Source organism: Kribbella turkmenica (assembly GCF_004348725.1).
GTDB lineage: Bacteria > Actinomycetota > Actinomycetes > Propionibacteriales > Kribbellaceae > Kribbella > Kribbella turkmenica.
This window is the reverse complement of sequence record NZ_SMKR01000099.1, coordinates 1-12,776: the sequence shown is the minus strand read 5'-3', so window position 1 is coordinate 12,776 and position 12,776 is coordinate 1. Positions and strand designations below refer to the sequence as shown.

Annotated in this window: 12 protein-coding genes; 7 read left to right on the top strand and 5 right to left on the bottom strand. The window is 61.2% G+C overall.

Annotated elements, in window-relative coordinates; all coding sequences use genetic code 11:
- Positions 1-77: 77 nt before the first annotated feature.
- Positions 78-2,327, bottom strand: a complete 2,250-nt coding sequence (locus tag E1218_RS21980; RefSeq protein ID WP_132323091.1) for an ATP-binding protein — start codon at positions 2,325-2,327, stop codon at positions 78-80.
- A gap of 255 nt (positions 2,328-2,582) precedes the next feature.
- Here E1218_RS21980 and E1218_RS21975 point away from each other — a divergent pair, with 255 nt between their 5' ends.
- The 3 genes from E1218_RS21975 (at position 2,583) to E1218_RS21965 (ending at position 5,702) form a co-directional block, all read left to right on the top strand.
- Positions 2,583-3,431: a hypothetical protein gene (locus E1218_RS21975; RefSeq protein WP_132323089.1), complete on the top strand. Its 849-nt coding sequence runs from the start codon at positions 2,583-2,585 to the stop codon at positions 3,429-3,431.
- Entirely contained in the window at positions 3,431-5,011 is a 1,581-nt protein-coding gene (locus E1218_RS21970; protein WP_132323087.1) for a DUF262 domain-containing protein, read from the top strand. Before E1218_RS21975 ends, E1218_RS21970 begins: the two co-directional genes overlap by 1 nt.
- 307 nt (positions 5,012-5,318) lie before the next feature.
- Positions 5,319-5,702 (top strand): hypothetical protein, encoded by a 384-nt coding sequence (locus E1218_RS21965; protein ID WP_132323085.1) that lies wholly within the window; start codon positions 5,319-5,321, stop codon positions 5,700-5,702.
- 5 nt (positions 5,703-5,707) lie between these two features.
- On the opposite strand, the gene E1218_RS21960 is transcribed toward E1218_RS21965, so the two are convergent.
- From E1218_RS21960 to E1218_RS21950, 3 genes are all read right to left on the bottom strand, one after another.
- Complete coding sequence (locus E1218_RS21960; RefSeq protein WP_132323083.1) at positions 5,708-6,511, bottom strand: hypothetical protein; 804 nt, start codon at positions 6,509-6,511, stop codon at positions 5,708-5,710.
- Positions 6,512-6,679: 168 nt separating this feature from the next.
- A complete protein-coding gene (locus E1218_RS21955; protein WP_132323081.1) occupies positions 6,680-7,390 on the bottom strand; it encodes a PaeR7I family type II restriction endonuclease in 711 nt (236 codons plus the stop codon).
- On the bottom strand, positions 7,383-9,023 hold the full coding sequence (locus E1218_RS21950; protein ID WP_132323079.1) for an Eco57I restriction-modification methylase domain-containing protein: 1,641 nt from the start codon (positions 9,021-9,023) through the stop codon (positions 7,383-7,385). Before E1218_RS21950 ends, E1218_RS21955 begins: the two co-directional genes overlap by 8 nt.
- Before the next feature lie 185 nt (positions 9,024-9,208).
- Between E1218_RS21950 and E1218_RS21945 the strand changes: the two genes are divergently transcribed.
- Positions 9,209-9,769 (top strand): NUDIX hydrolase, encoded by a 561-nt coding sequence (locus E1218_RS21945; RefSeq protein WP_132323077.1) that lies wholly within the window; start codon positions 9,209-9,211, stop codon positions 9,767-9,769.
- Here the strand turns inward: E1218_RS21945 and E1218_RS36685 are convergent.
- Positions 9,711-11,312 (bottom strand): helix-turn-helix domain-containing protein, encoded by a 1,602-nt coding sequence (locus tag E1218_RS36685; protein WP_202866132.1) that lies wholly within the window; start codon positions 11,310-11,312, stop codon positions 9,711-9,713. The genes E1218_RS21945 and E1218_RS36685 overlap by 59 nt on opposite strands.
- A 241-nt stretch (positions 11,313-11,553) precedes the next feature.
- On the opposite strand from E1218_RS36685, the gene E1218_RS21935 reads away from it, so the two are divergent.
- The 3 genes from E1218_RS21935 to E1218_RS21925 all read left to right on the top strand — a co-directional run bounded on the left by E1218_RS21935 (position 11,554) and on the right by E1218_RS21925 (position 12,735).
- On the top strand, positions 11,554-11,754 hold the full coding sequence (locus tag E1218_RS21935) for a hypothetical protein (protein ID WP_132323075.1): 201 nt from the start codon (positions 11,554-11,556) through the stop codon (positions 11,752-11,754).
- An 82-nt stretch (positions 11,755-11,836) separates the two neighbouring features.
- Entirely contained in the window at positions 11,837-12,163 is a 327-nt protein-coding gene (locus tag E1218_RS21930) for a hypothetical protein (protein WP_132323073.1), read from the top strand.
- Between the two features lie 311 nt (positions 12,164-12,474).
- Positions 12,475-12,735, top strand: coding sequence for a hypothetical protein (locus tag E1218_RS21925; RefSeq protein ID WP_132323071.1), 261 nt, complete (start codon positions 12,475-12,477; stop codon positions 12,733-12,735).
- The last annotated feature ends 41 nt before the right edge of the window (positions 12,736-12,776 follow it).

Here is a 12,776-nt window from a genome sequence, read left to right as displayed (position 1 = left end):
TATCCGAGGACCATCGACATCACGTTGCCATGACGCCCCCAGCGCCTTCGCTGTGGCGCTAGCCAAGGCCGCCGTGCTCACTCCAGCACGACTCCATGCTCCTCCGCCACGTCGCCGACGAGCTTCGCGATGTCCTTCAGGAAGCGGTTTTGATCAGGGGATGCGCTAACCGTTGGCACCGGCACCCCGCGGTCGTACACCTCCGAGGCGATGATCCGAGCCCGTTCGAACGTCGATCCGCGTCCATGCTGCGCGTAGGCTTCCTGCCATCCACGTTGCACGTCCTCTCCCAGGCGTCGCTTCGATAGGTCGACGAGTCTGTTGGTGACAGCGTTTGAGAGTGCGTCGATGACGGCCTGCTTCTCGTCATCCCCCGGCTCTCCGCCGTCCCAGCGAACAGGTCGCTGCAGCATGAGGTAGAGCTGCATCTGCAGGTTGTATCGCAGATCGGCGACAGGCTTCAGGTTGTCGTACTCATCGCTCCATCCTTCAGCGAGTCGCCGGCTCAGCGCCTTCACTCGGGCCCAGTGCTCCTTCGGCGCGTCAAGGTTTTGCTCGAGGCCGAGGAGTCCGCGCCAGCGCGAGTGGAATGTTGTCGCGGCTTCGGCGACAGCGAGGGAGAGGTTCATACGATCGAACACTGGACGGCTCTCGCCGGCCTCGGTGGCCAACTCGGGGTGGGCGAGCAGGTTGAGGAGCGCGTCCAGCTGGTCGATACTACGGATGCTGCTCTTGCGGGCCGGGTCGAGCTTCTCCTGGATCCCGCCGACGAAGAAGCTGGCCGAATCGAAGCGACGGCGGAGTGCACGACCCGCAGCGGGCCCAAGCTCGTCGCCGATTGCTTTGAGCACGTTCTCGACCGAGGCAAGGACGTGCTCTTCCCGGGCCGAGAATGTCGGCAGGTTAGGCCCCTTGACCTGGTCAAAGTGCGTGAAGACGACATGTAGCTTCGGCGCATTTCCCGAGACAGCGATGCCTTTCAGGGCGGCAACTGGCGCGGCTTGCATGGGTTGCGCAGCGCTGTCTACGAGGATCACGCTGTCGACGGCCTGAAGTTGAGTCGCGACATGCGTCGATAGGGTGGCAACAGATTTAGGAGTGTGTCCTAGCCCCTCCCCGTCGATCAGCACCAAGCGGACGGACTCTGAAGCCCACTCCGGTCCGAATGGACCACTCACGCGGATGCCATTCACAAGAGGGGTAAGGAGACGCCCAAAGATCTTGGCGTAGTTACTTGAGAACCGACTAACTACCTTGACGAAGGCCGCGCGGTCGTCGGACTCCCACTGCCAGGTGAGTGGCCAGCCCTGCCGGCTGCGTTTCAGCTCACCTATCTCGAGCGCCGTGAAGCGCTTCTCGATTTCGTCCACCAACGCGTCGACGATGGCATGGAACTCGTCCGTTTGGCGGAGATCGGAGTCGAGTTGCTCCTCGACGTACTCAGCTACGACACGCTCGTCATCCTCGATATCGGCCAGGGTCTCGACAACATCCTTGGCGTGGCGGGCAACGACGTCTTTGACTGCCACAACAGCATCGGCCACTACCTTGGCGGTCATCCCAAGGTCAACTTGGCCGTACTCTTCAGGGTCTACGTCATCCTCAATATCGTCATCGTCATCGTCAACGATGTCCTCAGGGTCCGCCGAGCTGACCCTGCCGAGCACGTAGCTGAACCTGAATCGCTGATCGACGTGGTCGAGTAGCCGCCTGGAGACTTCCTCATCCGGCCGACCGCGATATGCGGCCAAAGCTGCTGCTGAGACGTTCTCCGTCAGATAGTCGATCACCTCATCGCGGGGCACGAAGGTGACGACAGCCTTGAACGGCCCGTCTGCAGTGGTGATCAGCTCAGTATCCGCAACAGTCGTCTTGGCTGTTGACGTCGACGGAAATCGCTCTGTCGTCGGATCAGTGCCAAGGAGTTGCCTCACGACCGTGGTCTTGCCGGCGCCCGTCGTGCCAAGTAGCAGCACGGTCCGGTATCCGTCATCTCGCGTCGGCTGAGGGATGGCGAGGTCGCGAAGGGCCGCATAGTCGACCCGAGTCGCCTCAAGTCCGTCGTAGAAGATGTCGACTACGCGGGGGTCGAACCGGGCGGTGGCCGCGCCGCGTGATGACGGCTCCCACAGTTCGGGGGTGGACAAGATTTCGTTGAGCTCATCGATGAGTCGGGTTGCCTCGCCGTCGTCAGTCGTCCCCAGGCCCCGCCGTACACGTCGCCCTGTCTTGCCCGTGTCGCCATCCAACCTTGCCGGATGCCGGAAGATCACCGACCAGCTCTCACGCCCTGCGTTCCGACTCTTTGTCGCGGTGTAGTACTTCATGCCGACTCCGATGTTCCCAGGGTGTACCGACATCCGAAGCATGCGGCGCGCGAGCGCCGATGTCAACCTTCCGGTACACCCTGGGAACATCAAAGTGGACATGCAGTGTAAGCCCGTCCCAGCTGAAGTCGGGTGCCACGAACTCTGGACTGCGAGCCTGCGAAGCTGGCCAGCGCCATCCCGGTAAGCTTCTAGAGCAGACGTGACAGTTTGTCATCTCTGAGGTACTGCTCGTCACGACAGGTGGGAACTGCAGTGGGTCATGAAGGATTTGACAAGCCGTTCTCGGATCTGAAGACGAGCAGCCGTTGGCTTGCCGCCGTCGTGATCCTGCTCTCCATCATCGGCTTCTTCGCCATCGCGCACTGGGCGCCCCTTGCTCCAGGCGCTACCAGCACGGACTTCCACTTCGGATCCAACACGTACCAGGCCCTGCAGCAGCTGCTTGGTGCGATCATCTCCATCGGTCTGATCTCGATACTGTATGAAGCGTTCCTGCGCAGAACGTACGGACGAGACCTCCGGCGGTACCTACGTCTGAAATCTTCCATGGTCGCGAGCGGCATACAGGATGTAGTGCCCGCCGAGCAAGTCGAGTGGCAGAATGTTCTCTCCGACGCAGCCGATGTCCGTATCATCCTCAGAGATCCTGGTGCCTGGTTGCCGGCCAATCAGCCATGGCTGCTTGCTAGCGCGAGGAAGCGAGAGCTCAGGCTCACCATCGCCGTCCCGGATGAAGCCGGCCCCAACTTCGACCTAGTTGCTGAGAGTTGCGGTCAGAAACCTGACGAACTCCGGAGTAACATACAGGCGGCCGTAAGCCACCTCACCCGCAGGTGGAACTCGGAAGTCAAGGACCTCAAGAAGGGGACGAATTTCCGCGTCGTCACCTATCGGTCCTTACCTACCTATGACCTCGTGGTCGCTGACGAAGTCGTCGTAGTATCGATTGGAAAAGCTCAGGCAGAGGGACCAATTGGGCAACAGTTGGCTTTTGTATTTGACACATCGCCTGGCGGCGGAAGCTATCCCGCAGCATGGTTGATGGATCAGTTGAAGCCGCTTGATTCCGCGAACTCTATCTGGGAAAGCAAGGTGAAGTGATGGACGACATCAATCCAAGGCCTCTGTCTCTGGACTTCTTGCTAGATGGCATTGATGGCGGCCGGATAGTTCTCCCAGACTTCCAACGAGACTTCGACTGGAGTGACTCCGACGTAGTCTCACTGATCGCGACTATCCTCTCTGCCTGGCCGGCGGGCAGCCTCCTGATAATGAAAGGGTTGACCAACTACCTGGCCGTTCGGGAGTTCGAGTCAGCGCCGCCAAAATCTGCTGCCACAGATTATGTTGTTCTCGACGGCCAGCAACGATTGACGGCTTTATATCACGCATTCCGAAACACCGGAGATACGGTGTACGCGTGTGATGTCTCCACCTTTACCGGCGAGATGCCGACCGTCGATACGATTGAAGCTGCGATCCGGGTCATTCCACGCAAGGAATGGGATTCACAGTATCCGCTGACAAGGCAGGGGGCTGAAAAGCTCGTTCCGCTATTCGCCCTCAGTAGCGCATCGGAGTTCTTTGAGTGGCGGGACTCCGTCTTCGATGCTATGCGCGAAGCCAACATTGATGGACCTCTCAGTCTATTCACGCGAGCCTATAAAGATGTTCTAGGGAACGTCAACCATTACATGTTCCCGTCCGTTGTCTTAGAGAGTAATCAGCCTCCACAGGCAATCGCTCGAATTTTCGAGCGCGTTAATCGGACCGGCCGTCGGCTCGGGACATTTGATCTCCTCGTTGCCCGGTCCTACTCGACGAACTGGAACCTTCGGGAGAGATGGGAGACGGCTCGCAACGAATCGCAATACATCGACCATTTCGTCGACGATGACGGAACGTCGGTTCTCCAGGTCATATCTATGCGAATGAAAAAGGATGTTCGCCAGCCCGCGATGCTTGACCTAAGCAGCGACGAGATCCAAAGTAACTGGGACGACGCTGTTAGAGGTTTCGATAGCGCCCTGGAGTTCGTCCTGAAATCTGGCGTCGAGAATCCGAAATGGCTGCCACATAAAGCCCTGATTCTGCCCCTGGCCTCAGTGGCGATAGATCACGACCTTGACGGCCACCGCTCGCTTCTTGAATCGTGGTTCTGGGCGAGATCCTTCAGTCACGACTACGACGTCGCCTCCAGCACCAAGGCAGTATCGGACTACCAAGAGCTGCAAGATGCAGTCGTTAAGGGCTCACCGATAAGCAGATCGATGCTCACCCTCGACGAACTTAGGTCGTTTACTCGCAAGCAGCATGGGGGATTGTGGAGAGCCTTTATGTCATTGCTTATGCACACTGCGCCAAAGGACCCTTTGTCGGGAGAAAATCTGCTCGGGCGAGACGATATCGTGGTCGTTAGCTTGGCAGATCGGGAAAGTCCCACGCAGGACCACCTCCGCATCATCTCCCAGTTGCTCTGCGAGCGGGCAACAGTCCGAGCCGCGGGTCGATACAAACTCGCTGCTGCGATTGATCTTGGGGCCAGCGCGCAGACGACAACTCAGTTTCTGCCGGACACTCCAGGAACTAGCGACGATTACCTAAACCACCGCACTGATCTTGTGGGGGAATACTTACAGGCTAGTTTCGGATCGGTCTTGGATGTTGTTGCCCGCCAATAGCCGGGGGACAACAACATCCAAGACACGACTGTCAATTGCCGCGGGACTGCAGTCAGGTCATCACGGCCGTAAGCAACAGGTGACTAGATAGACGCAGGACAAGACGTTTCGGATTGACTAAGCAGGACGCGCGTCCTACTCCTGCTCTGCAGCGGTCTTGACATAGTTAACACGTCCCTCGCTGGCAACAGCGAATGAGCGCCCACTAGCAGCAAGAGGCTCCCTGATAGGGGACGGATGAATCTGCCTCGCGCTTTGTCGTGACGTACCAGCCGGCGCCGAGGTTGGCGTTGTCGTCCGACTGACAATGCCGCTTTACGACTCCACAACCAGCATTGCGAGCGAGGACGAGTCCGGCTCCTTGACACGCGCTACTCAGCATGTCGCTGAAATGAGGGCACAGCTACGTGATCATCAGTGGGAGCAGTGCATGGTCACCTGTCGTCGGGTGCTTGGGCAGATTCCGCGGTTGGCCGATATTCCCAGCTCGAAGTCTGTCGCCGCTGTTGCTGCGAGCACTCGATCTCCTGAGCAGCGCTGGGCCGCCATCTACTGGGACATGTGGAGCTTGGCAAACGCAACGCATCACGACGATTCCAATACCGCCGGGCTGACCTGGACGCGCGACGGCGCAGAGGCTGTGCTCCTCGCAGCGGCGGGGTTGCTCAAGCGCTACACCGCCTCCAGATGATGGGGCTAGCTTTGATCGTCCCCGTCAAGTTCGCGAGGTGGCTTCGCGACCTCGACGTACGACGAGCCGCCGTCGAACATGAACGTCCCCTTGACCCCGTTCTCCAGGAGTCGCGCCATCTCGTTCATCGCCATCATCGTAATGGCTGGATCCGCTGTTTCGACCCGAAAGCCCGCTTCGACTGACCCATCTGATTCACGCCGGAAATAGGGTTCGATGATGGTCTTTTTCCCAGCGCGACCCAGACCCTTCAGCGCATCATAGATGTATGAAGCAACTATGTTGGGGCCGAGAGCCATCACCGTGCTGTACAGCATCTCGAACACTACCCGCGCCTCGGGGACGGTCGAGAACTGGTAGAGATGCCTCGCGGAGGTTGGCCGACCGGACTTTTCGCTCAGTAGGCGGGCGGCGGACTGCAGGTCTGCTTCGCTGAAGTGATGGGCATCGCCGATGACCCAGATGGCTGCCTCTGCAGGCATTCCTGGGATCAGCGACGTGACCGATACCGACATGCCTCCAGGAGCGCCAGCCGCCTGGACAGCGGCCTCATACTCAGCCCATGCATCTTGGTCGATATCGAAGTCCGCCCATACAGCCCAATGACCGTCTTCAAGCTTCTCGACCCCTGCTTCAATGTTTTCGGGATGAAGGGGACGCGATGAGTCATGTTGGAAGTTCATCGGAATCAAACCACTCGCGATCCCGTTAGCAATTTCGATCAAATGCTCTTTTTCAAACTGGAAGCCGCCATAGGACGGCACCACATGAGTTGTCGTAACTCGCGTACGCACTCTGATCTGACCCATCGTCGCCTCCCCTACACTTGCGCCACTAGTTTGACCCTGCTTCATCGAATAGCCCTGCCACATCTACCGCGAGATGCGACGCGCCCAGGCATCCGTATCGATGACAATCTTCAGCCGGACGGCGTTGGCGACACAGCGAAGGTCGAAGGCCTAGACCAGGCTGAGGCCTCAGTCGACGACGCTGCGCACGTAGTTGACGCGGCCTTCTACTGCAACTCGGAACGCCTTGCCGGTAGCTGTCGCGAGTGGCTCCGTGTAGGACACACGCCCCGTGTCGTCGGTCTTAGTCGTGATGAACCAGCCTGCCTGGTAGATGTTGTCGCCCATGAACCGTCGCAACATCTCCTGGTAGCGCTGGTTGTAGGACATCCCCTTGAAGGCGGGGTCGGCCGGAAACAGAGCAGTGATAGGACGGTTGGGTTGCTCCGTCTCCTCATCCTCACGGAGCACGAAGACATAGCCGAGCCACGGTGGCACTTCGCCGTAGGCCTCGAACTTGCTCTGCGCCGCCCAGGTGTCCGTCCCTGAGCCGAGAGCTTCCTCAAACCGGTTGTTGATATTTTTGCCAACACTGCCAACCTGGCTCTTGAACTCCAGTGCTGCGACAAGCGCGCCCTTGTACCGCACGGCCATATCCCAGCGCTTCCGCGCTCGGTAGAACCCCGGCAGAAAGGGCTCATACACGATCGAGTCCGCGGGCATGCCGGCATCAGTAAAGATGGTGCTCACGAGGTCGCGTATGCCGTTCATGTGACCCGCCGCCCGAGCCGCCCCGCCGGCGAGCCCGCCGTCCGCGAGTTTGGCCGCCTGGTCGCTGCGCTTGGTCCAGAAGAGTGATACTGCGGCCTGGGTCGGGTCCTCGGGTGCGTGGTCAGGCAAGCTCGTACTCCTTTAGGTCGATGTCGTAGGCAGCAGCTGCTGCCACTGTTGCTGCGACAGCATCGCGGGCGCGGAAGGCGACCCGCAGAGCTTCCTGAACGTCGGTATCGATCGCGTCCGGTTGGGGGACGCGGATGCGCTTCAGATACTGAGCCTGGAACCGCAGTGTGCCGCCGCGCATACGGACGCAATACGCCTCGATGAACGCCTGCGCAACGCGAGACAGAAGAATCCCGCCGAGAACCTCCATATCCCAAACGTCGGAGATTACGTAATAGAGGTTGTGATGCGGGTAGTGGCCACCTGTCTCCAGTACAGGATGGATGGTTGACTTCATGTCCTGGAGTAACAGTTTTGGCTTATTGATGAGACTAAAGTGCACCTTATCGATCGTACGATGCCAAGACGCGGGGTCTTTCTTCGCAACGAACCGCTTCTTTAGATCGGGATGCTCGGACAGGTAGGCCGCCATCCGCGGATAGTCGGCTAACGAAACGAGCGAGCCGTCCTCATTCCACGGATTGACCAAATAGTTGCCCTGCCATGTGAACGTGCCAGACATGAGGTCACGCCGCATTGCGAGCGGGAGGATTCGATCTTCTTCCGCGACAGTCGAATCTTTGGTGACATAGACGTTGTCTGCACCCGTCGCGATGCCGATGGAAACCTTGGTTCCACCCTCCAGGTCATGAAGAGGGCTGAAGCGGTCATTGAGATGTTCTATCAGCGCGAGCCGTGCTGGCGAGCCGGTGGGCCAAAGCTCGCTACCGTCGAACCAATGTGGGAGCCGGTGGGCCTTGACACCGACATCCGAAAAGTCCTCGAACGTCTCATCCTGAGCAGCCTTCACAAGTGCAAACGCCCCCGCCGCCCCGAACTCGTCAGTTGTGTCCGCTACTACAACGGAGGTCTGAGCTCGGTTCCCAAGCACCGTGATTGCCGGGTATGCCGATACGTGCGCCTCAAACGCGTCCACATCATGCATCGTCCAGATGTGCTCGACCGCATACTCGCGGGCGACCAAGTCGCGGAGGCCGGCGCCATACTGGTTCCGCATCCACCGGTCAGCGCAGATGAAGCCCACCTTCCCGCCAGGCTTCAGCAGCCGTAGGGACCGTTCGATGAATCCCACGTAGATGTCTCCGCGACCGCGCATGGTTGGCCACATGCTGCGGTACTGGCTAGCTAGTTCATCTGAGAGGTCGTCGTAGCGGATGTACGGCGGGTTCCCGATAACCACGTCCGCGGTGCGGTCCACCATCTCCGCGAGCAGGAAGTCAGCGTGGCCAACCCACACCTCAGCCAGGGCATCTGCCGTCGACGCGGTCGAACCGGCTGCGACCAGGAGGTCACGGCACAGTGCGCGAGAGGCCTCCACGTGCTCCAGCTGCAGGTCGTACGCGCAGATCGCCGCTCCAAGTGAAGCAAAGTCGCGCTTGTGCCTCTGAGCACTCTTAATGAGTCGTTCGACCGCGGGTCCGAGGAACGCCCCAGACCCGCACGACGGCTCCACCAAGTGGAGAGCACCTAGATCGCGGTCGGCTGAGTACCCGCTGAGGTCAAGCAGCACTTCGACTACCCAGCGCCGGGTGAACACCTCGCCATAGCTCTGGCCTCGCTCCGCAACTGTCACGAGTACACCCTAGAGACCGGCATCGACAATCCTACGCAGACACAGCCAGAGACCGCGTCCTCCGTGCCACCACCACAGGTCATATGAGGCCAGATCCGATATGCGAACTCGGCTGGGCCCGACGTCGCACATCGAGCAGCGCCGCTGATTGAGCTGCGATGAAGTGCGTTGGGTAGTGTCGTAGCGTGACGGCTGACAGCGGTACGGAATCCACCGTATGGAAGATCCATGGCGAGCGACTGGTCGATGACACCCGTCGGCTGCGGCTGAGCATCGCTTCCGTCGAGCTACCCGATGGTGTCCAGTTCGAGCAGTACGTTCTACGGATGCCCAAGGCCGCCATGATGGTGGTGCTCGATGACAGGCAAGAGAACGTGTTGATGATGTGGCGGCACCGCTTCATCATCGACCGCTGGGTCTGGGAGCTGCCGGGCGGATATGTCGATCCCGATGAGGATCCAGCCGTGACCGCGGCGCGGGAGGTCGAGGAGGAGACTGGCTGGCGCCCGCGGAACGTCAAGCCGCTGGTGTCCCTGCAGCCCTCGGTCGGGACGACGGACGCCGAAAACCTGCTGTTCGTGTCGTACGGTGCCGACTACATCGGTGAGCCGGAGGACATCAACGAAGCGGAACGCATCGACTGGGTGCCGCTCGACTCGATCCGCGAACGCATCGACACCGGCGAGATCATCGGCGCGGCGTCCCTTGTCGGCCTGCTGCACGTGCTCGCGTTCCGGGCCGGCTGACCTCGTCGAGAGGTGACACCCCGATCTCGATCATGCTCTCGAACAGAGAGCTGACCGGTTTGACGCTCTGGTATGGCGCCAGATGCGCGCCAAGGTCCTCCAGATAGCTGGTACCGCGCATCGATCGCACCGACGTGGCGAGTGTCGTTGCTTCCATGCCGAGGGCGCAGGACTCCTCCAGCCGACGCTGGTCCGCCAGGACGGATGCGAGCAAGGCCGTGTTGAACAGGCGGCCGCGTTCGTACCCTTCAGTCATCTCGAGGGATCGCCGAGCGAACGGTTCGGCATCGCCGGGAAGGCCGAGGTCGCGGAAGGCGTGTGCGAACTTCGCTGCCAAGTACGCGTGGTCGAAGTAAGTGAGCCAGTGAGGTCGCGCTTCGGCGTCGGACTTGTTGAACGCGTCCTCCGCGCGGCTTAGCGCGGCCAGGCAGCCGGTCTTGTCGCCCTGCAGCGCGAGGCCGTGGGCTTCCATGACTGCCGCCTCGGCCTGCAGGAGCTTCGAGCCAGATCGTTTGGCGCTGTGCTGGGCTGCGAGAGCCAGGTCGACGGCGCTATCTGGGGCACCATGGAAGGCTGCCTGATGACTCATACCGGCCAACATCTCGCTGGCGAGTCGCTCATCCTCAGCTTCATGACAGAGACGCAGTGCCTGACGCAGATGAGTGTGCCCGTCTGCTTGGTGGCCAGTGTCATATGCCATCCAGCCGGCCAAGTGGTGGAGTTCGGCGGCAGCCGCGAAAAGGTCGGATCGGCCTGCGCCCGAAGTGCTCTCCTGCAGCAGCGGGGTGACCGTCGAATTCAGATATGAGCTCGCGACCGAGCGGCTGTGACCACCGCCGTACCGGTTATCGAGGCGACGGAAGACCTGCGTCATCTCGCGAATCTCAGTACTCGCGTCTGGTCTTATGCGGCTGACTTTCCGGTTTGGACTGGGCACTGTCCCTGCCAGCAGGCTGGCCCCCACCGCGGTGAGACCCACGCCGGCCGACTTGATGAACTGCCTCCGATGCACTCCGTCTCCTTCGGCAGGTGATTGAGCCTGCACGATAAAGCGGCGGTCGGGGCGCGTGTATGCGTCGATGCCATGCTGGCCGTCGTGGTACACGGCTGGCGCATGCGACGCTGTCGGACCGGCATGCTCGTTCGCAAGCTCGACGGGCCGAGTCGTCAGGTTGAACCACAGCAACTGCTCGGGGATGTGCAGGGCCCGGGCCCAGCGATCGAGCTTGTCGAGGTCGCGCACCGGTATCGCGCCGCGCTCGATCCGGCTGACCTGCCCCTGAGTGAGTCCGAGCCATTGGCCGACGAGCGCCTGCGTCGGTTCAGGGCGCTGGAGCTTGCGGTAGGCCAGCAGCAGCTTGCCGAAGTGTCGTTCAGCGGCGGCCTCGACAAGAGTGGCAGCCTGCCAGAAGTCAGCTGATAGGCGCGGTGCCTCTTGGGTGAGCTCGGGAGCACGCCGCTGGCACGGTCCACACTGGTCGCCGTCGTTGTCCGTTGCCAGATATGCACCGCATGAAGGACACAGCCGCTGGGAGCGCGTCACAGGGGCAACACTACCCGTGACCATCTGCCGATATGCACGGCACGCATATCTCGCCTCGACCCCTGTCGCGCATATGTATCGCCGTCGTTTCCTACCACGCAGCGTCATTGGATGGTGGTCGTCCGATAACCCAATCGACGGGGATGAGGACCATGTATCACCTGATGTGGCCCCTCTGGCTGCTGGCCAGTGTGCTCTACGCCTTGATGCTCCGCGACATCGTCCGGGAGGTGCGCGGCAAATGACGACGCTCGCGGAACCTCCACAGCCGACCGAGCGGCGTGTGCGCGTCTGGTTCGGTGAGCACGTCATCGCGGACTACGCCGCGGAGCCTGCGACGGCCATTCGGTATCAGACGGCCATGACGCGGCGCTTCTACAGCCTCCGCGTGACGATTGAGCCGGTGTCACCGGTGGTGAGCCAAGATGCTGCCGACGCGTGAACGGCCAGCATCGCCGCGGGTGGTGGGCCCGGTTCTGGGATCGCCTCATCGCCCGATTCCGCCGGTGGACGGACGAAGAGCGGTGACCGACTACACCAGGCCGCTGCTGCTCGGATACGCCCGGCGAGACCTATACCTGTCGGACCAGCACGTCGCGCGGCTGAAGGCCGAGCTGACGAAGTTCGCGGCCGTCGAAGGCTTCGCGATGGGTTCGACATATGTAGAGCACCGCGAGAGCGCACCGGCCGCCTTCAACGCAATGGTCGACTCGATCCACCGCTACGAGCTCACGGCGGTCGTAATCCCAGACTGGCGGCACCTGGCCCTGATCGGTGACCCAGAACGGATCAAGCAGGAGTTCGAGCGAGTCACCGGGGCCCGCTTCATGCTCTACGACCCCGGCCCCTGATCTGGCGGGATCGGCGGGGAGCCGTCCTCAGCCCCTCACGTGCAGCGGATCGTCTGCACACCCACCGATCCCGTCACTACTGGTCTGCGACCGAGCCTTCCCCTCCCCTGTGGAGGGCTCGGCCGCAGATCCCCTGAAGCCGGCTGCCCCGGCGCTCGAGAGCGAGTCAGCGCTGGGGCAGCCGTTCCAAGACGCCGAGGCCCGGACGGGGTCCTCGGTCAGTGGCTGATCGGATGGTTGGGGCGCCTCGCGCGCCTGGGCGAGCAGTCATCCGGTCAGCCTCCCTCTCATCGCCCAGTGAGGAGACAGCAATGTCCCAAGTCGAACAGATGAAGATGCAGCTGCACGGTCTCGCTGACCAATCGCGCCAAGGTGCCGCCAGCCTGGCCGGGTTCAAACAACGCTTCGAGCAGTCCAGCCAGCAGGTCCAAGCGCTGATCCGGGGATCAGCGACGAACGCCGACAAGGACATCACCGCACTCCTTGACGCCGCCGGCAAGTCCGTCGAGCAGGCCATACAATCACTCGCCTCCGCCGAAGCGGGTTGTCGCAGCTACGCCGATCAGATCTAGCCGGCCGAGGCGGCAGGCGTGCCTTTGGAGCTGCAACAGGT

Bases quoted from the DNA above. Each gene is read 5' to 3' on its own strand.
- E1218_RS21960 (WP_132323083.1), bottom strand. From the start codon at position 6,511: ATGGGTCAGATCAGAGTGCGTACGCGAGTTACGACAACTCATGTGGTG.
- E1218_RS21980 (WP_132323091.1), bottom strand. From the start codon at position 2,327: ATGAAGTACTACACCGCGACAAAGAGTCGGAACGCAGGGCGTGAGAGC.
- E1218_RS21935 (WP_132323075.1), top strand. From the start codon at position 11,554: ATGACGACGCTCGCGGAACCTCCACAGCCGACCGAGCGGCGTGTGCGC.
- E1218_RS21925 (WP_132323071.1), top strand. From the start codon at position 12,475: ATGTCCCAAGTCGAACAGATGAAGATGCAGCTGCACGGTCTCGCTGAC.
- E1218_RS21970 (WP_132323087.1), top strand. From the start codon at position 3,431: ATGGACGACATCAATCCAAGGCCTCTGTCTCTGGACTTCTTGCTAGAT.
- E1218_RS21965 (WP_132323085.1), top strand. From the start codon at position 5,319: ATGCCGCTTTACGACTCCACAACCAGCATTGCGAGCGAGGACGAGTCC.